The organism is Pedococcus sp. 5OH_020 (assembly GCF_027812955.1).
Lineage (GTDB): Bacteria > Actinomycetota > Actinomycetes > Actinomycetales > Dermatophilaceae > Pedococcus.
The window spans coordinates 98,876-116,515 of sequence record NZ_JAPYZV010000002.1; the positions used below are offsets into that span (position 1 = coordinate 98,876).

Sequence of the window (17,640 nt, forward strand, 5' to 3'; positions counted from 1 at the left end):
GTCTGCCTCATCGACGGTCGGTAGGGCATGATCCGGGCATGGCTCGGCATTGGCAGGGGGATCGCCGACGGCAGGCTCGCTGGTGGCCGGCTGCGGCCCTTCTCGCCATCACCGTTGCGCAGCTGGCCCTCGGGACCTTCGCCAGCGGGCTGTCCCAGTTCGAGGGCAAGGCGTTCGGTGCCCGGCTGGTCGCCTATCCCTTGCTCATGCTGCTGGTGCCGGCCTGCTGGTTCGTCGCCCCCCGCCACCGTGAGGCGTGGCGGCAGGCTCCTTGGGACGCTTTCACCCTGGTCATGGCGCCGTTCCTGGTCGACGTCACGGGGAACACGCTGGACCTCTACGACAGCGTCGTGTGGTGGGACGACCTCAACCACTTCGTCAACTGGGCCCTGCTGTGCGGCGGCCTCGGGATGCTGCTCGTGAGCGGTCTCAGCGCCCGTTGGAGCCGCGTCCTGCTCGTCACCGGGCTGGGCGCCATCCTGGCCATCGGCTGGGAGCTCGGCGAGTGGTACACCTTCATCCGTCACGGCACCGAGCTGGACACCGCGTACCAGGACACACTCGGGGACGAGGCTCTCGGAACTCTGGGGGCGCTCCTGGCCGGCGTGCTCCTGCGTGGACGGTCGGTCCGCCGAGCGAGGGTCAGCCCCGTGGAGGAAGCTGCTGGAGGGCCCAGCGGTTTCCGTCCGGATCGGCGAACGTGACGAACCGTCCCCACGCCAGCTCCTGCACGCCGTCGCAGGCGACGCCGCGATCCTTCAGGTAGGCGAGCGCCGCGTCGGCGTCCGCCACCACCACCTGGATGAACTGCGACGAACCCTCGGGGAGCATGTCGAGGCCCTCGCCGAAGCAGACGGAACACGCCGAACCCGGCGGCGTGATCTGCACGAAGCGAAGCCCCTCGTGGACGGTCGTGTCGAAGTCGGCGGCCCAGCCCACCTTGTCGACGTAGAAGCCCTTGGCGCGGTCCACGTCGGCGACCGGCAGAGGGACCAGCTCGATCTTGAAGTCCATCAGGGTTTCCTCTCGTCGGTGAGTCCCAGTGCTGCGATCCACTCCTGCGGCCAGGGCTGGGCGGCGTCGGAGCCGGCCGGGACGTGCACTGTGACGAACCGCCCGCGTGCCGCCCGTACGCGGGGCCGGCCGCCGTGCTCCTGTCCCCAGACCTCGAAGACGAAGGTGAGTGAGGTCCGGCCCACGCTGTCCACCCTCACCGTAGCGACGACCCGCTGGCCGAACCACAGCCGCGACTCGAAGTCGACCTCGTACCGCACGCGTGGAGCGGAGGCGAAGTACCCCGTGAGGCCGGCGCCACGGACCAGCGCCGCCTCCGCCGACTCGACGAACCGCACGACTGCCGTGTTGTGGTGATGACCCGAGGCATCGGTGTCCATCCACTCCACCCTGCCCTCGAAGGTCCCGACAGCGGCTGACATCTCGGCCACCTCAGGCCACCGGCGTGGGGGCCTGAGGGCGCTGGGCGGAAGACTTCGCCTCCTCCGGGGCGCCACCGGTTCCAACTTCGCCTCCGACTCCGGTTCCCACGCCGCCTCCGACTCCGGCTCGGACACCGCCTGGGAAACGGGCTCGGACACCGGCTCCGGTCGCTGAGCGAGCGGCGGAGTCGCCGCCGCCCGCTGCAGCGCCGGGCGTCCACCGGACGTGGGTGGGTGGCCCGTCCGGCTCCCGCTGCGTGACGAGCGACAGGCGAGGGCGGACTGCATCCGTCCTGGCCGTCGGTGGCCGCCGACGGCCGGCCGCGAACGGCGACGGCCACTGGGCCGCGGCTCCGACGAACTCCTGCTCGGCGGCCGCGTGCAGGGTCCACTGCGGGTCGTAGAGGTGGGACCGCCCTAGCGCGCACAGGTCGGCGCGACCGGCCAGCAGGATGGAGTTGACGTCGTCGTACGAGGAGATGGCACCCACCGCGATGACCGCCACGCCCGCCCGCGCAGCGACCTCGTGACGGATCCGATCCGCGAAGGGAGTCTGGTACGAACGGCCGAACGCGGGCTGCTCGTCCTTCGTCACCTGGCCGGACGACACGTCGATCGCATCGGCGCCATGGGCTACGAACGCCCGGGCGATCTCCACGGCGTCGTGCTCGTCGTTGCCGTCCGGAGCCCAGTCCGTCGCCGAGATGCGCACGGTCAGCGGCCGGTCCGAAGGCCACTCGGCACGCACTGCGTCGAAGACCTCCAACGGGAAGCGCAGTCGCCCCTCGAGGTCACCGCCGTACTCGTCGGTCCGGTGGTTCGAGATGGGCGAGAGGAAGGACGACAGCAGATAGCCGTGCGCGCAGTGCAGCTCCAGCAGGTCGAAACCGGCCTCCGCCCCGCGCCGGGCCGCCTCGACGAAGTCGCGCCGGATGCCGTCGAGGGCGGCCCGGCCCAGCTCTCGAGGCACATGGCAGCCAGGCCCGTACGGCAGAGCCGATGGCCCCACGACCTCCCAGTTCCCGCTCTCGAGAGGTTCGTCCATGCCCTCCCACATCAGCCGGGTCGACCCTTTGCGGCCCGAGTGGCCGAGCTGGAGCCCGATCCGCGCGGTGCTGTTCGAGTGGACGAAGTCCACCACCCGGCCCCAGGAGTCGCGGTGCTCGTCCGTCCACAAGCCCGTGCAGCCCGGAGTGATCCTGCCCTCTGGCGACACGCAGACCATCTCCGTCATGACCAGGCCTGCGCCACCCAGCGCCTTCGACCCCAGATGGACGAGGTGGAAGTCGCCGGGCATCCCGTCGACCGCCGAGTACATGTCCATGGGCGAGACGACCACGCGGTTCTTCAGCTCCATCGAGCCGATCCGGGTCGGCTGGAACATCGCCGGCGCCACGGACGGCACCCCCTGGGCCTGTGCGAACGCCTCCTCGACGGTTGCCGCGAACTGCTCGTCACGCGACTTGAGGTTGTCGTAGGTGATGCGTCGGGAACGGGTTAACAGGTTGAAACAGAACTGGGTCGGCTCCTGCTCGGCGTAGAGCCCGATGTTCTCGAACCACTCCAGCGACGCCTGCGCGGCCCGCTGCGTCGACTCGACGACGGGACGTCGCTCGACCTCGTATGCGGTGAGTGCCTCGTCCAGGCCGGGATGCTCGTGCAGGCAGGCGGCAAGGGCGAGCGCGTCCTCCATGGCCAGCTTGGTCCCCGAGCCGATCGAGAAGTGTGCCGTATGGGCAGCGTCGCCCAGCAGGACGACGTTGCCGTCGTGCCAGCGCTCGTTGCGGACGGTCGTGAAGCTCAGCCACTTGGAGTTGTTGGACAGCACTGCATGTCCACCGAGCTCCTCCGCGAAGATCTCCGCCACGCGCGCGATGGCGTCGTCGTCGGACACTCCCGGCGGGAGCTCCCGGTCCTCCATCGCATCGAAGCCCGCACGACGCCAGACGTCCTCGTGCATCTCCACGATGAAGGTGGACCCCTCGTCCGAGTACGGGTACCCGTGGATCTGCATGGTGCCCCACGGGGTCTGCTTGACGTAGAACTGGAAGGCCTCGAAGACCAGGTCCGTCCCCAGCCACATGAACTTGTTGTGACGGCGGTCGAGGCTCGGGGCGAACCGGTCGGCATACCGTTGCCGCACTTGGGAGTTCACGCCGTCGGCTGCCAGGACGAGGTCGTAGTCCCTGCGCAGCACCTCCACATCGGGAGCCACCGTGGAGAAGTGCACGCTCACCCCCAGCTCCGCGCAACGGGCCTGCAGCAGCGACAACAGCTCCTTGCGGCTCATCGCGGCGAACCCCTGGCCGCCGACGGTGTGCCGCTCCCCGCGGAAATGGATGTCGATGTCCGTCCAGCGCGCGAAGCGGTCGGCCATCTGCTCAGCGATCCGCTCGTCGGCGTTGGCGATACCGCCGAGGGTCTCGTCGGAGAAGACGACCCCGAAGCCGAAGGTGTCGTGGGCCGCGTTGCGCTCCCACACGTCGACCTCGTGCGCGGGGTCGAGCTGCTTCATCAACGCCGCGAAGTACAGGCCTCCGGGTCCTCCACCGATGACTGCGATCTTCACTGCTGGGCCTCTCTGGGTGCCTGCTGGGGCGGCTTGCTGGGCTCGTCGTTCAGCTGCTGCCGCAGTTTGCTGGGCTCGTCGTTCAGCTGCTGCCGCAGCTTGAAGTGCTGCAGCTTCCCGCTGGGGTTGCGCGGAAGGGTGTCGACGAAGCGGACGTCGCGCGGGTACTTGTAGGGCGCGATGCGGGACTTCACGAAGTCCTGGAGCTCCTTGGCCTTCGCATCGTCGGCCGCCACCCCCGGACGGAGCACGACGAAGGCGCAGACGACCGAGCCCCGGTCGGGGTCCGGACGGCCCACGACGGCGCACTCCGCCACGTCGGGGTGCTGGTCGATCGCGGCTTCCACCTCGGGACCCCCGATGTTGTAGCCGGAGGAGACGATCATGCTGTCCGAGCGCGCCTGGTAGTAGAAGTACCCGTCGGCATCCCGGGTGAACGTGTCGCCCGTGACGTTCCAGCCGTTACAGACGTATGCGTGCTGCCGCTCGTCGTTCAGGTACCGGCATCCGGTGGGACCGATCACGGCCAGCCGACCGGACTCGTCCGGTCCCGCTTCGTTGCCGTCCGCGTCGAGGATGGTCGCTCTGAAGCCCGGCACCGCCTTCCCCGTGGCGCCACGCCGGATGTCGGCGTCGTGAGCCGACACGAAGACATGCAGCAGCTCGGTGGAGCCGATGCCGTCGACGATGGATAGCCCCGCCTGGTCGTGGACGGCCTGCCACGTCTCGGGGGTGAGATGCTCGCCGGCCGACACCGCGGTCCGGACGCTTGCCAGCTTCGGCGCCAGCCCGTCCAGAACGATCGCGCGGTATGCCGTGGGAGCGGTGAACAAGGCCGTCACCTGACGCTCCTGCACCAGTGTGGCAAGCTCCGGCGGCGTGGCCTTCTCGGTGAGCAGGGAGCTGGCACCCGCTCGGAACGGGAACACCACCAGCGCGCCGAGGCCGAACGTGAAGGCCAGTGGCGCGGTGCAGGCCACCACGTCGTCAGGTCGCAGCCGGACGAGGTGCCGACCGAAGGTCTCCGCGATGGAGGCGATGTCCCGGTGGAAGTGCATGGTCAGCTTGGGGACCCCTGTGGTGCCGGACGTCGGTCCGAGCAGGGCGACATCGTCAGCAGCGGTGGCCACCGCGGTGAACTGGCCTGACTTGCCCTCGCAACGCTGAGTGAGGTCGCCGGCGTCGGATGCCCCGAAGGGGACCACGGTCAGGTCAGGCGCGTCGCTCTCCCGCACGGCATACAGATCGTCGGCGAACCGATGGTCGACCAGCGCCACGGAGGGCTTCGAGGCTGCCACGATGGGCCCGATCTCCACCGCGCGCAGCGCCGCCATCGTGGTCACCACGACGGCGCCGGCCTTCAGGGCTCCGAACCAGCAGGCGACGACCCAGGGGTTGTTCGGCGCGCGAAGCAGAACGCGCTGACCCGGCACGAGGCCGAGGTCCTCGACGAGCACCTGGGCCACCTGGTTCGCCCGCCGCTGGACGTCCCCGTAGGTCCAGGTCGTGCCGTCGGGGCCGGCCAGGGCCGGCCGGTCGGCACCGAGCCGTGCGATCGTGTCGTCGAGCAGCCACGTCGCGGCGTTGAGCCGGTCAGGGTGCTGCAGCTCGGGGAGCGTGAACTCCAGAGTCGGCCAGAGGTCCCTAGGCGGTAGCGAGTCGCGGGTGAACGTGTCGACGTGTGCAGAAGGGCTCAGCCCGAGGTCGGTATGCGCCATGTCACTGCCCTCCGCGGATCAGGCCCTCTTGGGCGACGGTGGCGACGTGGACGCCGTCCCTGGCGAAGAAGCGCCCGAGCCCCAGGCCACGTCCGGCGCTGGCGCTGGCGGCCTGCTGGGCGTAGAGCAACCAGTCGTCCATCGCGAAGGGGCGGTGGAACCACATGGCGTGGTCCAGGCTCGCCGTCACCAGCCCGGGGTCCGCCCAGGCGAGACCGAGAGTCCGGAGCACCGGCTCGAGGATCGTGTAGTCGCATGCGTAGGCGAGCGCGGCCTGCGCCAGCTGCGCCGGGGCCAGACCCTGCACCGGACGCAGCGCGTCGAACGGCCTGAGCCATACCGCTTGACTGGGCACCCGCTCGCCCTCCACCCGTACATAGACAGGTCCGGGGACATGGCGCATGTCGAAGCTGCGGCCACCCGACCAGTACTGCCGCGACTCCTCGGTCATCGTGCCCGCCTGCGCCGTACCGGGCTGGCAGGACTCCAGATAGGTGGCCGAGCTGGGCAGCGACTCGGGCTCCGGCACGCGCGACGGCCGGGCTGCGGCGAAGTCCCCGCCGCCCTCGGGTACGTGGAAGGAGGCCAGGGCTACGTAGACCGGCTTGCCTGCCTGGAAGGCGCGCACCTGTCGGCTGGAGTAGCCGCGACCGTCTCGTAGCCGCTCGACTTCATAGCGGACCTCGGCGCCAATGTCGACGGGACGCAGGAAGTAGCTGTGCATCGAGTGCAGCATCCGGTCCTGCGCCACCGAGCGGATCGCTGCGACCGTCGCCTGGGCGACCATGTCGCCCCCGTACGCCTTGGGCCAGGGGCAGTACTGCGTCGTGGCCGTCCAGGCCTCGTCGAAGTGTTCGGGCTCCGCGGCCGTGAGCAGCAGGGCATCGGTCAGGATCTGGGACGTCCCCGCCCGGGCGCTGGTGGTCTCGGTGGGAGTCATGAGCGCCGGAAGCCCTCGAGGGCGGCGTCCTCGACGTCGGCCAGGTTCACGACGATGTTGTCCGGCGTGCGGGTGGTCAGCCAGACGAGGTCCTCTGCCGTGGACATGTTGCACTCGACGTGCGGCATGAAAGGAGGGACGAAGACCCAGTCACCGGTCTCCATGTCGACGTAGCTGGTGAAGCCCTCGCCGTAGTAGATACGCGCCTTCCCCGAAAGCACGTAGCCGCCGGTCTCCGCCTCCCCATGGTGATGGGTCACCGAACGGAACCCCGGCGCGTTGGAGACGCGGCCGTACCAGAGCCGCTGGGCGGGTGTGTGCAGGTTGCTGACCCCGGAGACCCGCATCGCGCCACCGGAGTCCATCGTCTGCACGTCCTCCAGCCCGGCCTTGGTCACGACAGGTGCGATGGTCCCGTCCGGCAGGGCCCAGGGGGTGGGGTCGCCCTCGAGGGTGTAGTCGTCGAAGTTCATGAGTGCTCTCCTCTGTCGGTGGGCTGGGTGCGGATCGTGTTCTGCAGGGTGCCGATGCCGTCGACGGACGTGCGGACGACCTCGCCGTCGCGCAGGAACCGCGGCGGGGTCATGCCCAGGCCCACCCCTCCAGGCGTCCCCGTCAGCACCAGGTCACCCGGTCGCAGGACGGTGAACTCCGAGATGTACGCGAGGAGTGCGGATGCACCGAACACCAGCGTCCTGGTGTTGCCCTGCTGCATCCGCTGACCGTTCACCTCGCAGGTGACCTCGACGCCGGCTTCGGGGTCGAGCTCGTCCGGGGTGACGACGACGGGGCCGACCGGGGTCGTCCTGTCCCACGCCTTGCCCTGGAACCACTGCAGCGTCCGGGCCTGCCAGTCACGCACCGAGATGTCGTTCGCGACGGTGTAGCCGGCGATTGCTTCGCGGGCCTCCCGCTCGCAGGCACCCCGTAGGCGGCGCCCGACGACCACTGCGAGCTCTGCCTCCCAGTCCACGTCGACGTCTGCGGGCAGAGCGATCTCGTCCGACGGGCCTGTCAGTGTGTCGGCGAACTTCGCGAACAGCGTGGGGAACTTCGGGAGCTCGCGACCCAGCTCGGCGATGTGCTCGGCGTAGTTGAGGCCACAGCAGATGACCTTCCCCGGCGACGGAACGGGGTTCACAGGCTCGGCGCGCGGAAGGGCATCGCCCGGCTCCGCTGCGGCAGCGCGCCAGTCCGGCAGTCGAAACAGCTGGGACAGGTCCTCGGCGGGTAGCCCGCGCCATGACTCGCCGTCGAGCACCGCGGCCTGCGCGCCACCATCCGGTGTCCTTACCGATGCCAGTCGCATGGCACGCCTTCCCGTAGGTTCATAGCGACTTTTTCACGACCGTCACGTATAGTCAATAGCCACGACCCACCTGAGGAGTGCCATGTCACCCATAGCGATCAACCCCGCTTCGCTGTCGGCGCCCAGCGGCTACTCGCACGGCACCTTGAGCGGCAACACCCTGTACCTGGGCGGCCAGACGGCCCTGGACAAGGACCTGCGGATCGTTCCGGGCGGCATCGTCGAACAGTTCCGGCAGGCGTTCGCCAACGTGCTCACCACGCTCCGGGAGGCCGGGGGCGTCCCCGAGGACCTGGTGAGCATCACGATCTACCTCACCGATATCCCTGACTACCAGGCGCACGGCCGCGAGATCGGTGCCGTATGGCGCGAGCTGGCCGGCCCGGTCTACCCCGCGATGGCAGGCATCGGCTGCACGGCCCTGTGGCAGCCGGAGGCGCTGATCGAGGTCCTCGGCGTCGCCGTCATCCCCGACGAGCGCCTCGCCGTAGTGAGCTGATCGGCAAGGTGCGTCGATCGGCATGGAGAGTGGCCGGACGGGGTACTTGCAGGGGCAGGGGACCCGACCAGAGGGGACCTGACCCAGAGGAGGAACCATGACGAGTCAGCCAGGCGGAGGTCCGGCGATCCCCGCGGCAGCGGCCGTGTCGGGCCTCGCGTCCGATGACGACCAGGACAGCCGGCTCGGGGGCGACGGAGACGACGGTGGGTTCACCACGGCCGGCACCGGTGCGGAGCAGACGGACGACGGAGTGCCCGTGGGGAGCGCCGACGCCGAGCAGGACCGGCTCCGAGCCAGTGACGACGAGGACGACGACGACGACGAGTAGTACCAGACGTAGTACGCCGCGTCGTACGAGGAGTAGCCAGGGGTCCGCGACGCGGGCTCAGGCATGGAGGCCGTGGCCTCAGGCTTGCAGTCCATCCCATGACCAGGCAGGGATGCTCAGGCCCGCCGGCACGTCGTCGGGAGAACGGTGGTAACGGGACAGGGTCGTCGTGGTCGCCCACGCGAAGTAGTCATGCAGCACCGCGCGCACCGGGTCGTCGGACAGACCCACGTCCGTCAGAGCCTCGTCGAAGCATGCGATGGCCCGGCGGTCCATCTCCTCGTGCACCCCGTTGCCACTGTGCAGCCGCACCACCGAGGTCTCGTCGCCGTATGACCGCGAGTAGGTGGCTGGACCACCAAGGGCCTCCACCCAGTAGGCCGCCAGGCGCTCGGTATGCGCAGGGTCGAAGCCGTGGCTGAAGGCATGGCTAACCACCTCGTCCGCCATGACCCGACAGTGCCAGGCCTCAGCCAGTCGACGTAGGCCTGCTGCGCCCCCGGCGGCCTCGTACACACTCTCCATATCCCTATGGTCCAGCCTCGGGGTGCACTTCGGAACCACTGCTGCGGTCGACTTGAGCCCGTCGCGATGAGCCGGTGACGGGACTCGAACCCGTAACCACTCGCTTACAAGGCGAGTGCGCTGCCAATTGCGCCACACCGGCATCTGCGCAGGAGTGCGCGGACCGTCGAGATGTTACCGGCGCGGCGAGTCCCAGGGCTCTGGCGGCGTGACGGTCAGCCCACCTTCTTGCGCAGGCGACGCGCGCGCTTCCTTGTGCCCCTCCTGGCCTTGCTGGTGACCTTCCTGGCCCTGCGTGCTGCTCTGCGACTCTCATCGGCCTTCGCTCGACCGGCCTTACCCAGCTCCTCCACCGGGTGGCTGATCGCCCGCGGAAGCATCAGCTGCACCGCGCCTCGCATCATGCGCCCCGCCAGACGCAGGACGGGGATGCCGAGCGGCAAGAGAATGACCGTCACGCAGAGCACCGCACCGACGAGCCCGACGACAGCGCCCAGGATCCACAGAAGGCCTCCGCCGAGCCCGCGAAAGAGTCTCATTCATCCCGTCTACCCCACTAACCGCGTTGTATGCCGTCCCGGCAGCGGTCTGACGGCACCACGAGTTTGTGTTCCGACCGGTCGGGTACAGGGCGTGAATTGGTGGTGGCCGCAACAGCGGCCACCCAGGAAGGAGCCGGGGATGTCAGATGTTTCGCGTGTAGGAGCCGCCGTAGCGGCCGGATACCTGCTTGGCAGGTTCAAGAAGCTGCGGCTCGCCGTGGCGGTGGGCAGCGCACTCGCCAACAAGAACGTCCGTAGTAGCGGGCTGGAGCTGGTACAACGGGGTACTTCGGGAATGGCCTCGAACCCTGCGATGCAGCAGCTGGGCGAGGAGTTCGCCTCCAAGGTGCTCGAAGCGGCCCGAGCCGCCGCCATCAGCGTGGCCTCAGCACAGATGAACCGGATGAGCGACCGGCTGAACGAGCGCGCGGCAGGGCTGCGCGACGCCGCTGGTGTCTCCCAGTCCGCGGGTGGCCAGGGGGACGAACAGCAGGGCCAGGGGGACGAACAGCAGGACGACGGCCCTCAGGGCGCACAGCAGGATGACGGCCCCCAGGCCGAATCGCAGGACTCCGACGGCCAGCAACAGGCCGGCGACGAACAGGACTCCGACGACCAGCAACAGGCCGGCGACGAACAGGACTCCGACGACCAGCAGCGCGCGGGCGACGAGCAGGACTCCGACGAGGACCAGCAGGCGGGCGACGAGCAGGACTCCGGCGACCAGCAGCAGACCGGCGACGAGGAGGACTCGTACGACGAGCAGGACTCCGACGAGGACCAGCAGGCGGGCGACGAACAGGACTCCGACGAGGACCAGCAGGCGGGCGACGAGCAGGACTCGGACGACTCAGAGGAGAGTGGGAGCGACGGCGACGGCGGTCCCTCGGCAAGCTCCCGTCATGATGCGGAGGACACGTACGACGACGAGGGCGACGAGCAGGACTCAGACGACGAACAGCCCGGCGACCAACAGGGCTCCCACAACGGTGACGCCCCGGGTCGGCCGGACCCCCGCGCCGCCTCGCCGCGCCGTCGTCGCGCGACGCCGAGCGCAGCAGAGAGGGGCTGACCCATGGCTCCCTCCGAAGGTTCCTCGATGTCGGGCCTGGCGTCGCAGCTGCCCTTGGGCCGCCTGAAGTCGGAGGCGGCCAGCTTCGGTGAAGCTCTGGCGCATCGCGGCATCGACAAGGTCGGCTCGAGCATCGGGTCCGTGGCGGACAGGCTCACCAACGTGTCCTCCGGCGCTTCCACGGGAGGCGCCATGGCGAAGAACATGGCACAGGGCGACTCGCCCTTGGCGGCCGGCGCCAAGGCCACCGCCGAGAAGGTGACGGACAAGGTCAAGGGCGCCTTCGGCAACCTCGGTGGCGGCGGGGGTGGGAAGAAGCTCAAGGTCACGAACATCCTGGAGAGCGTCGACGTACCGCTGAGCCGCGAGAAGGCCTACCAGCAGTGGACCCAGTTCGAGGACTTCCCGACGTTCATGAAGAAGGTCGAGCACGTCAGCCAGGAAGAGGACGAGAAGGTCAAGTGGAAGGCGCAGATCTTCTGGTCGCACCGGACCTGGGACGCCAACATCATCGACCAAGTGCCCAACGAGCGGATCGTCTGGAAGTCCCAGGGACCCAAGGGACACGTCGACGGCGCCGTCACATTCCATGAGCTGGCCCCCAACCTCACCCGGATCCTCATGGTGCTCGAGTACCACCCCAAGGGACTGTTCGAGCACACCGGCAACATCTGGCGGGCCCAGGGCCGACGCGCTCGGCTGGAGTTCAAGCACTTCGCGCGGCATGCCAGCACGCATACGCTGATCCACCAGGACGAGGTACAGGGCTGGCCCGGCGAGATCCACGAAGGTCACGTCACGGACCCGGATCCGGCAGCATCGTCCGGCGAGGACCAGGGGTCCGAGCAGAACGACGAGGGCGGCCAGGACGAGGGGCAGCGCGGCCAGGACTCCGCGGGCGAGGGGCGGAAGCCGCAGGGCAAGGACTCCGGCGGGCAGTCTGGATCCGGCGACAAGCCGCAGGGCAAGGACTCCGGCGGGCAGTCTGGATCCGGCGACAAGCCGCAGGGCAAGGACTCCGGCGGCCAGTCCGGATCCGGCGGGAAGCCTCCGATGAAGCGAGGCTCCGGGCAGCGCCCAGCCTCCCGCCCGCAGTCCTCGAGCTCCCGCCCGGCGCAGAAGCCGTCAGGGCGCGAGCGCACGAACGCCAACGCCTCCAACGAGTCCTAGGACACCGCCATGGCCGGTGATGCGGATGCGGACCGTGTCAAGGAGCTAGAGCTGCGCATCGAGCACCTCGAGTACGACGTCGACCGCTACCGGAGCGCGATGGAGGACTCGATGCAGCTGCTGGGCTGGTGTATCGGCTATTTCACCGGATGCAACAAGGCCAGCCTCGCCAGGGCCCTCGGAGGGAACCTTTCCTCCATCCGACGGCGCCTGCTCAAGCGGGAGGAAGTCGACATGCCCGCGACCCCGAACTGACTTCGTACGCACCTGGAAGGCAACGGCATTGACTATCACGCAGCAACGTCCCACGAACCGCTACCTCGAACGTCCAGCCCCCAGCAGCCTGGCAGATGTCATCAACACGATCCTGGACAAGGGGCTCGTGATCGACATCTACATCCGTGTCTCGCTCGTCGGTATTGAGCTGATCACGATTGACGCTCGCATCGTCATCGCAAGCGTCGACACCTACCTGCGGTTCGCGCAGGCGGTCAACCGTCTCGACCTCACCCAGACCGAGACGGCGGGGATCCCGGAACTGATGGAGGACCTCAACAGCTCCGGGGCCAAGGGAAAGACCTCCGGCGCCATCGAGGGAGCGAAGGACAAGCTCGGGGAGCTGTTCTCGACGGACGACCAGGACGAAGATGACAGGGAGAAGGAGCCCGCTCGCTCATCGGGTGGCCGCTCCGACTCAGGGCGAGGGAGTTCACAACAGTCCCGCAGACCGCGGGACCGAGGCGAGTGAGGAGGCGAGACCGTGGTCGTCCACCTGTATGGCGTGGTGAGTGCGCAGGCACGCCTTCCGGACGACCTCCAGGGTCGGCAAGAGGCTCCCGTGAGGCGCGTCTCGGACGGTGAGCGCGACGCCCTGATCAGTGACGTGGACCCCGACCGCCACGCCGGCCGTCGGGACCTCCTTGCCCACGCGCACGTGCTGGAACGCTGCGTCGAGGAAGCCACGGTCGTCCCTTTCCAGTTCGGCATCGCCCTCGAGGACGACGACGCCGTGCGGGAGCGGGTGCTCACGCAGCAGCGGGCGCAGCTGGCTCACCTGCTCCGCGTGTTCCAGGAGCACGTGCAGCTCACTGTCCAAGCGCTGCATCAGGAGGAACCGGCCCTGCGCGAGGTTCTGCACCGCTGGCCGGATCTCGTGGCCGAGAGGGACCGGCTCCAACGGGTGGGCCAGGCTGGAGACCTGGCCCAGGTCCAGCTCGGGCAGGCTGTGGCCGCCGCCTTGGAGGACCTCACCATCGAGGACGGCGCGATGATGATGGAGCGGCTGGCTCCTTTGGCCACCGCAGTGGGCCAGCCACAGGCTCTGGGAGACACCGAGGTGCTGCACGCTGCGTTCTTGGTAGCCCGGAGTCGGCGCCTCGACTTCGACCACGCCGTGGGCGGGCTGCGGGACGACTACGGCCATCGCATGACCATCCGGTATATCGGTCCTCAGCCTCCGTACTCCTTCGTCGAACCAGCCATGGCGGGTGAGCTCTCATGGGCCTGATCACTGGCCTGCTGACCCTTCCTCTGGCCCCCGTGCGCGGGGTGGTGTGGGTCGCCGAGCAGCTGCAGCAGGAAGCGTGGCGGTCGTGGGGCGACCCTGCGGCCGTCCAGCGCGCCCTCTCCGAGGTCCAGGCCTTGCGCGAGTCCGGCCAGATCGACGACGAGGAGGCCGATCGTCTCGAGGACGAGCTGCTCCAGCGCCTGCTCCCCCCTGAGCCGCCTCACCCGCTAGGAGCGACGGATGGCTGACCACGTGAGCCTGCGCAGGGCCGGTGCCATCGCCCTTGACGCCGTCGGGGAGCTGGTGGGCTGCCCGGCCGAAGGAGTCACGGGAATCCATCGGGCTGACGGCGAGTGGCGCGTCACGGTCGAGGTGCTGGAGGTCGAACGGGTCCCCGAGACGACCGACGTGATGGCCAGCTACGAGGTGCAGGTGGACCTCGACGGCAACGTCACCGGATACACGCGCCTGCGGCGCTACCTACGCGCCGAGGTGGACGAGTCATGAGCGAGTCCCCCGCCCGCGAAAGGCCCCCGACAGGTGCGGTCCCGCCGACCGGCCCCACTTTCGTCGGTATGCGGGGGCAGCCGCCGCAGAACCTTGCGGACGTCCTGGAGCGCGTCCTGGACAAGGGGATCGTCATCGTGGGCGACATCCAGGTCAGGCTGCTGGACATCGAGCTGCTCACCATCAAGGTCCGACTGATGGTGGCCTCGGTCGAGCGGGCCCAGGAGATGGGGATCAACTGGTGGGAGTCGGACCCCTTCGTGAGCACGGGCGGCGAGGAGAACCGCGGCAACGGGCATCAGGACCAGCTCGAACGCAGGCTCGCTGCGCTGGAGCAGCGGGTGGCCGGTCGCTCCACCGAGAACGGCACGGACGCACGTCCCGGTGAACGCCGGCCGTCGGAGGTCCGGTCTGCTGAGGCTCAAACGGGTGAGGCGCAGCCGGCGGGGGACGCAGACCGGTGAGCACCGCTGAGCCCACCGTCGTCCACGCCTACGGCCTCGTGCCGGCGGGGGCGACTCCCGCCGTGACCGAGGGGATCGACAGTTCGGACCTGGCCACCCTTGACCTGGGCGGCCTCGCCGCGGTGGTCAGCGAGCTGAGCGCGGACCGGTACGGCCCAGCGGCGTGGCGCCACCACGCCGAGGACCCACGGTGGCTAGAAGTCGTGGTCCGGCAGCACCACGCCGTCCTCCAGTCGCTCGTTGAGCAGGTGGATGTCCTTCCCCTTCGCCTTCCGGGCATCCACGAGAGCGTGGCAGTTCTCGAGACCCAGTTCCGCTCGCAGTGGGACGAGCTCGCCGAGGCGTTCGACCGCGTCCGCGGCCACGTGGAGCTCGGGGCGAAGGTGTACCTGGCCGGCCGGGACCGTCACGACGAGCCGTCAGGTGAGGAGCCGCCGCCTTCTACTGGCCGTGACTACCTTCAGCGCCGGCTGGACTCCGCGCGAGCGCGTGAGCACGTCCACGCAGGTCGGCAGGCCGTGCTGCTCGATGCTCACGAGTCCCTGACCCGTGCGGCGACGCACGCCCGGGTGAACCCGCTGCAGGACCCAGCGCTCTCGGGACGAGGCGAGCCGATGATGCTGAACGCCGCCTACCTCGTGTCGCGAGCGCGTACCGAGGAGTTCTGGGAGCAGGCCCGCACGTCTGCCGAGGCCTTGGGCCTCGAGGGGATGAGCCTTGAGGTCACGGGCCCCTGGCCGCCGTACAACTTCACCGATTGGACATGGCCCTCCGACGGCGGGTCCCCGGCATGAGCGTTCAGCCTTTTCCTGGGAGCCGGGAGGACGTGGCACTGGTGGACCTGCTGGATCGCGTGATCGACGGCGGCGTAGTGGTCACGGGCGACATCGTGCTGTCCGTCGCTGACGTCGACCTGGTCTACGTGGGGTTGCGCCTCGTGCTGGCACCGGCGTACGCGGTGGACGAGTCCATCCGGCGGGGCCGATCCAGACGGCCGGCGCCAGGACCCTGAGGATGTTGCTGCTGTACGCCGTGGTGGCCAGCCCTGCGGACCCCGCTGTGACGCAGGGGCGTGCCGGCGCCCCGGGCGTCCGCCTGTCCAGGTTCGACCACGGGGATCTGGGCGTTCTCTACGCCACCGTCGAGGAGCCCCCCCGAGGCGACCGGTCGGAGGTCCTGGCGTATGGGCACACACTCACGTCGATCGCGCAGGCGAGCACTGCACTGCCGTTCCGGTACGGCACGTGCGTCGCCACCGCTCCCGAGCTGGCCCAGCTGGTCGGCAGCCGCGAGCAGGAGTGGCTCGCGCAGCTGGCGCGGCTCGACGGCATGGTGGAGGTCATCGTGCACGCCTCCCCAAGCGGACAACCCCTGCAGGCGTCTCACCAGCCGGCAGGGCGTGCACGCATGGAGACAGACGCCCCGAAGCGGACCCTGCGCCCAGGGGCCGGCCGGGACTACCTGACGTCACGAGCGGCCGCCCACAAGGCTCTGGAGGGCTTGGCCGAGCAGCTCGAGGAAGCCGTGACCTCGTACTGCGCAGAGGTCAGACGGCTCCGGGCCAAGACAGAGGTGCGGCTGGCGTGCCTCGTCCCCAGGCGCAGCAGCACAGGCCTTGAGGAGGCGACGCAAGCGTGGGCCCGCGCGCGGGGGGACGTCGACGTCGTGGTGACGGGGCCGTTCGCCGCTCTGAGCTTCACCGAGAGTCGCGGCTCATGACCTCGTCGCAGGAGTCTCCTTGGCCCCTGGGCGACGACAGCACGCACGTCGCCCTGCCAGCGCTGTCCGGCAGGGTGGCGGCGGATCCGGAGACGGTCGAGAAGGGCCTGGTCCAGCTCGTCCTCACCCTGGTCGAGCTGCTCCGGGAGCTGATGGAACGCCAGGCGATCCGCCGGATGGAGCACGACGACCTGACCGAGGACGAGGTCGAGCGACTCGGTCAGACGCTCATGCTGCTGGACCAGCGCATGACCGAGCTCCGCGAACACTTCGGCCTGCGGCCCGAGGACCTCAACATCGACCTCGGACCGCTCGGCCGTCTGCTCTAGGCGGCCCACCCTCGGCTCTGTGCACCGAGGGTCATACCGTCTCGGGTCACGCCGCCTCGGGTCAGTGCCGGTTGAGGTAGCTCTGCAGCGAACGCACGGTGGCGTTGTCGAGCGACCGGGCGCCATTCTTGCGAGCGCCGATCTTGCCCTGGAGCGCCCGGACCGTCTTGGGGCCGATGATGCCATCCGCGCCCGAGCCGACCTTGCGCTGAAGGGCCTGGACGTCCGAGCGGGAGAGGGAGCCGTTCACCGAGCCGCGGACCCAGCGCTCGATGGCCGCGTTGGTCTTGGGACCGCGGACGCCGTCGACCACGAGCCTGCCGCTGGAGGCGACGTGGGACTGCGCGGGGGCCCGACGGACCGAGGACCGCGACGCCACCTGGGTCGCCGTCGAGCCCGCATACACCGCACCACCGTTGGACCGGGTCAGGCCGGCCCGCTGCGAGCACACCGGCCAGGCGCCCGGCCCCTGTGAGGCGAGCACCCTCTGAGCGACGGCGATCTGCTGAGCCCTGGTGGCGTGGTTCGCCGTGTCGGCGTAGCGACCGCCACCGTAGGCACTCCACGTGGACCGGGTGAACTGGAGGCCACCGTAGAAGCCGTTACCGGTGTTGATGGACCAGTTGCCGCCGCTCTCACAGGCGGCGACGCGGTCCCAGACGGTGCCTGCGGCGGAGGCCGAGCCGGCAGAGACGAGGCCACCGGCGACAGTGGCGATGCCGGCGACGGCGACGCCCGTCATACGACGGCGAATGGGGTTGGCCTTCCGAGCAGAGTGCTTCGGGGCATAGAACATTGAAGGGGGTCCTCTCCTGACCGGCGCCTTCGAGGTGAGCTGTCGGGTTCGGGCTGTCAGGTGCCCGGCCGGCCTGGGCCGGCTTCACCCCAAGGCCACCATGGCGGCCGAGTTGGGTCCCCCGTCCTCGTCTGCCCGGAGATCTTCCGGTGAAACTCCACCTGACGAGGCTCGGCGCGGTGGAGTGCATGGCTGCGTGTGGGTATG

Annotated in this window: 25 protein-coding genes, 1 tRNA gene and 1 riboswitch; of the genes, 15 read left to right on the forward strand and 11 right to left on the reverse strand. The window is 69.3% G+C overall.

All coding sequences use genetic code 11. The features are described from left to right. Positions 1 to 38 precede the first annotated feature (38 nt). Positions 39 to 704, forward strand: coding sequence for a hypothetical protein (locus PHA84_RS03915; RefSeq protein WP_270886791.1), 666 nt, complete (start codon positions 39 to 41; stop codon positions 702 to 704). On the opposite strand, the gene PHA84_RS03920 is transcribed toward PHA84_RS03915, so the two are convergent. From PHA84_RS03920 to PHA84_RS03950, 7 genes are read right to left on the reverse strand one after another with little or no spacing between them, the layout of a single operon-like run. Continuing rightward, complete coding sequence (locus tag PHA84_RS03920; protein ID WP_270886792.1) at positions 643 to 1,014, reverse strand: glyoxalase superfamily protein; 372 nt, start codon at positions 1,012 to 1,014, stop codon at positions 643 to 645. The genes PHA84_RS03915 and PHA84_RS03920 overlap by 62 nt on opposite strands. Then, a complete protein-coding gene (locus tag PHA84_RS03925) occupies positions 1,014 to 1,436 on the reverse strand; it encodes an acyl-CoA thioesterase (RefSeq protein ID WP_270886793.1) in 423 nt (140 codons plus the stop codon). Before PHA84_RS03925 ends, PHA84_RS03920 begins: the two co-directional genes overlap by 1 nt. 10 nt (positions 1,437 to 1,446) lie before the next feature. Next, on the reverse strand, positions 1,447 to 4,005 hold the full coding sequence (locus tag PHA84_RS03930) for a bifunctional salicylyl-CoA 5-hydroxylase/oxidoreductase (protein ID WP_270886794.1): 2,559 nt from the start codon (positions 4,003 to 4,005) through the stop codon (positions 1,447 to 1,449). Further along, positions 4,002 to 5,723, reverse strand: coding sequence for an AMP-binding protein (locus PHA84_RS03935; protein ID WP_270886795.1), 1,722 nt, complete (start codon positions 5,721 to 5,723; stop codon positions 4,002 to 4,004). Before PHA84_RS03935 ends, PHA84_RS03930 begins: the two co-directional genes overlap by 4 nt. 1 nt (position 5,724) lies before the next feature. Continuing rightward, positions 5,725 to 6,663, reverse strand: coding sequence for an acyl-CoA thioesterase (locus tag PHA84_RS03940; protein ID WP_270886796.1), 939 nt, complete (start codon positions 6,661 to 6,663; stop codon positions 5,725 to 5,727). Then, a complete protein-coding gene (locus PHA84_RS03945; RefSeq protein ID WP_270886797.1) occupies positions 6,660 to 7,136 on the reverse strand; it encodes a cupin domain-containing protein in 477 nt (158 codons plus the stop codon). Before PHA84_RS03945 ends, PHA84_RS03940 begins: the two co-directional genes overlap by 4 nt. After that, entirely contained in the window at positions 7,133 to 7,972 is an 840-nt protein-coding gene (locus PHA84_RS03950) for a fumarylacetoacetate hydrolase family protein (RefSeq protein ID WP_270886798.1), read from the reverse strand. Before PHA84_RS03950 ends, PHA84_RS03945 begins: the two co-directional genes overlap by 4 nt. Positions 7,973 to 8,054: 82 nt before the next feature. Between PHA84_RS03950 and PHA84_RS03955 the strand changes: the two genes are divergently transcribed. Together PHA84_RS03955 and PHA84_RS03960 are read left to right on the forward strand one after the other, a co-directional pair. Then, on the forward strand, positions 8,055 to 8,471 hold the full coding sequence (locus tag PHA84_RS03955; RefSeq protein ID WP_270886799.1) for a RidA family protein: 417 nt from the start codon (positions 8,055 to 8,057) through the stop codon (positions 8,469 to 8,471). Between the two features lie 97 nt (positions 8,472 to 8,568). Then, entirely contained in the window at positions 8,569 to 8,802 is a 234-nt protein-coding gene (locus tag PHA84_RS03960) for a hypothetical protein (RefSeq protein ID WP_270886800.1), read from the forward strand. A gap of 78 nt (positions 8,803 to 8,880) precedes the next feature. Here PHA84_RS03960 and PHA84_RS03965 read toward each other — a convergent pair whose 3' ends face one another. The 3 genes from PHA84_RS03965 to PHA84_RS03975 all read right to left on the reverse strand — a co-directional run bounded on the left by PHA84_RS03965 (position 8,881) and on the right by PHA84_RS03975 (position 9,866). After that, positions 8,881 to 9,327, reverse strand: coding sequence for a group II truncated hemoglobin (locus tag PHA84_RS03965; RefSeq protein WP_270886801.1), 447 nt, complete (start codon positions 9,325 to 9,327; stop codon positions 8,881 to 8,883). A 69-nt stretch (positions 9,328 to 9,396) separates the two neighbouring features. Beyond that, positions 9,397 to 9,469: transfer RNA gene (locus tag PHA84_RS03970), tRNA-Thr, on the reverse strand. A 73-nt stretch (positions 9,470 to 9,542) separates the two neighbouring features. Then, entirely contained in the window at positions 9,543 to 9,866 is a 324-nt protein-coding gene (locus tag PHA84_RS03975; RefSeq protein ID WP_270886802.1) for a hypothetical protein, read from the reverse strand. Positions 9,867 to 10,008: 142 nt separating this feature from the next. Here PHA84_RS03975 and PHA84_RS03980 point away from each other — a divergent pair, with 142 nt between their 5' ends. Genes PHA84_RS03980 through PHA84_RS04035 form a run of 12 tightly spaced genes read left to right on the forward strand, consistent with a single transcriptional unit; the run spans position 10,009 to position 16,637 of the window. Then, positions 10,009 to 10,941 carry a hypothetical protein gene (locus PHA84_RS03980; RefSeq protein WP_270886803.1) on the forward strand — a complete coding sequence of 311 codons (933 nt, stop codon included), beginning with the start codon at positions 10,009 to 10,011 and terminating at the stop codon, positions 10,939 to 10,941. Between the two features lie 3 nt (positions 10,942 to 10,944). Beyond that, entirely contained in the window at positions 10,945 to 12,111 is a 1,167-nt protein-coding gene (locus tag PHA84_RS03985) for an SRPBCC family protein (RefSeq protein WP_270886804.1), read from the forward strand. A gap of 9 nt (positions 12,112 to 12,120) precedes the next feature. Then, complete coding sequence (locus PHA84_RS03990; protein WP_270886805.1) at positions 12,121 to 12,366, forward strand: hypothetical protein; 246 nt, start codon at positions 12,121 to 12,123, stop codon at positions 12,364 to 12,366. Between the two features lie 28 nt (positions 12,367 to 12,394). Beyond that, a complete protein-coding gene (gvpJ, locus tag PHA84_RS03995) occupies positions 12,395 to 12,859 on the forward strand; it encodes a gas vesicle protein GvpJ (protein WP_270886806.1) in 465 nt (154 codons plus the stop codon). Between the two features lie 12 nt (positions 12,860 to 12,871). Next, entirely contained in the window at positions 12,872 to 13,618 is a 747-nt protein-coding gene (locus tag PHA84_RS04000; protein WP_270886807.1) for a GvpL/GvpF family gas vesicle protein, read from the forward strand. Next, positions 13,609 to 13,866 (forward strand): gas vesicle protein GvpG, encoded by a 258-nt coding sequence (locus PHA84_RS04005; RefSeq protein ID WP_270886808.1) that lies wholly within the window; start codon positions 13,609 to 13,611, stop codon positions 13,864 to 13,866. Before PHA84_RS04000 ends, PHA84_RS04005 begins: the two co-directional genes overlap by 10 nt. Further along, complete coding sequence (locus PHA84_RS04010; protein ID WP_270886809.1) at positions 13,859 to 14,125, forward strand: gas vesicle protein GvpO; 267 nt, start codon at positions 13,859 to 13,861, stop codon at positions 14,123 to 14,125. Before PHA84_RS04005 ends, PHA84_RS04010 begins: the two co-directional genes overlap by 8 nt. After that, positions 14,122 to 14,589: a gas vesicle protein gene (locus PHA84_RS04015; RefSeq protein WP_270886810.1), complete on the forward strand. Its 468-nt coding sequence runs from the start codon at positions 14,122 to 14,124 to the stop codon at positions 14,587 to 14,589. The genes PHA84_RS04010 and PHA84_RS04015 overlap by 4 nt, the downstream gene beginning before the upstream one ends. Continuing rightward, entirely contained in the window at positions 14,586 to 15,383 is a 798-nt protein-coding gene (locus PHA84_RS04020) for a GvpL/GvpF family gas vesicle protein (RefSeq protein WP_270886811.1), read from the forward strand. The genes PHA84_RS04015 and PHA84_RS04020 overlap by 4 nt, the downstream gene beginning before the upstream one ends. Next, a complete protein-coding gene (locus PHA84_RS04025; RefSeq protein ID WP_270886812.1) occupies positions 15,380 to 15,601 on the forward strand; it encodes a gas vesicle protein in 222 nt (73 codons plus the stop codon). The genes PHA84_RS04020 and PHA84_RS04025 overlap by 4 nt, the downstream gene beginning before the upstream one ends. 2 nt (positions 15,602 to 15,603) lie before the next feature. After that, entirely contained in the window at positions 15,604 to 16,308 is a 705-nt protein-coding gene (locus PHA84_RS04030; protein ID WP_270886813.1) for a GvpL/GvpF family gas vesicle protein, read from the forward strand. Continuing rightward, a complete protein-coding gene (locus PHA84_RS04035) occupies positions 16,305 to 16,637 on the forward strand; it encodes a gas vesicle protein K (RefSeq protein ID WP_270886814.1) in 333 nt (110 codons plus the stop codon). The genes PHA84_RS04030 and PHA84_RS04035 overlap by 4 nt, the downstream gene beginning before the upstream one ends. Before the next feature lie 61 nt (positions 16,638 to 16,698). Here the strand turns inward: PHA84_RS04035 and PHA84_RS04040 are convergent, their stop codons facing one another. Continuing rightward, positions 16,699 to 17,433 carry a transglycosylase family protein gene (locus PHA84_RS04040; RefSeq protein ID WP_270886815.1) on the reverse strand — a complete coding sequence of 245 codons (735 nt, stop codon included), beginning with the start codon at positions 17,431 to 17,433 and terminating at the stop codon, positions 16,699 to 16,701. A 9-nt stretch (positions 17,434 to 17,442) separates the two neighbouring features. Next, a riboswitch (cyclic di-AMP (ydaO/yuaA leader) is annotated at positions 17,443 to 17,595 on the reverse strand. Positions 17,596 to 17,640: the final 45 nt, after the last annotated feature.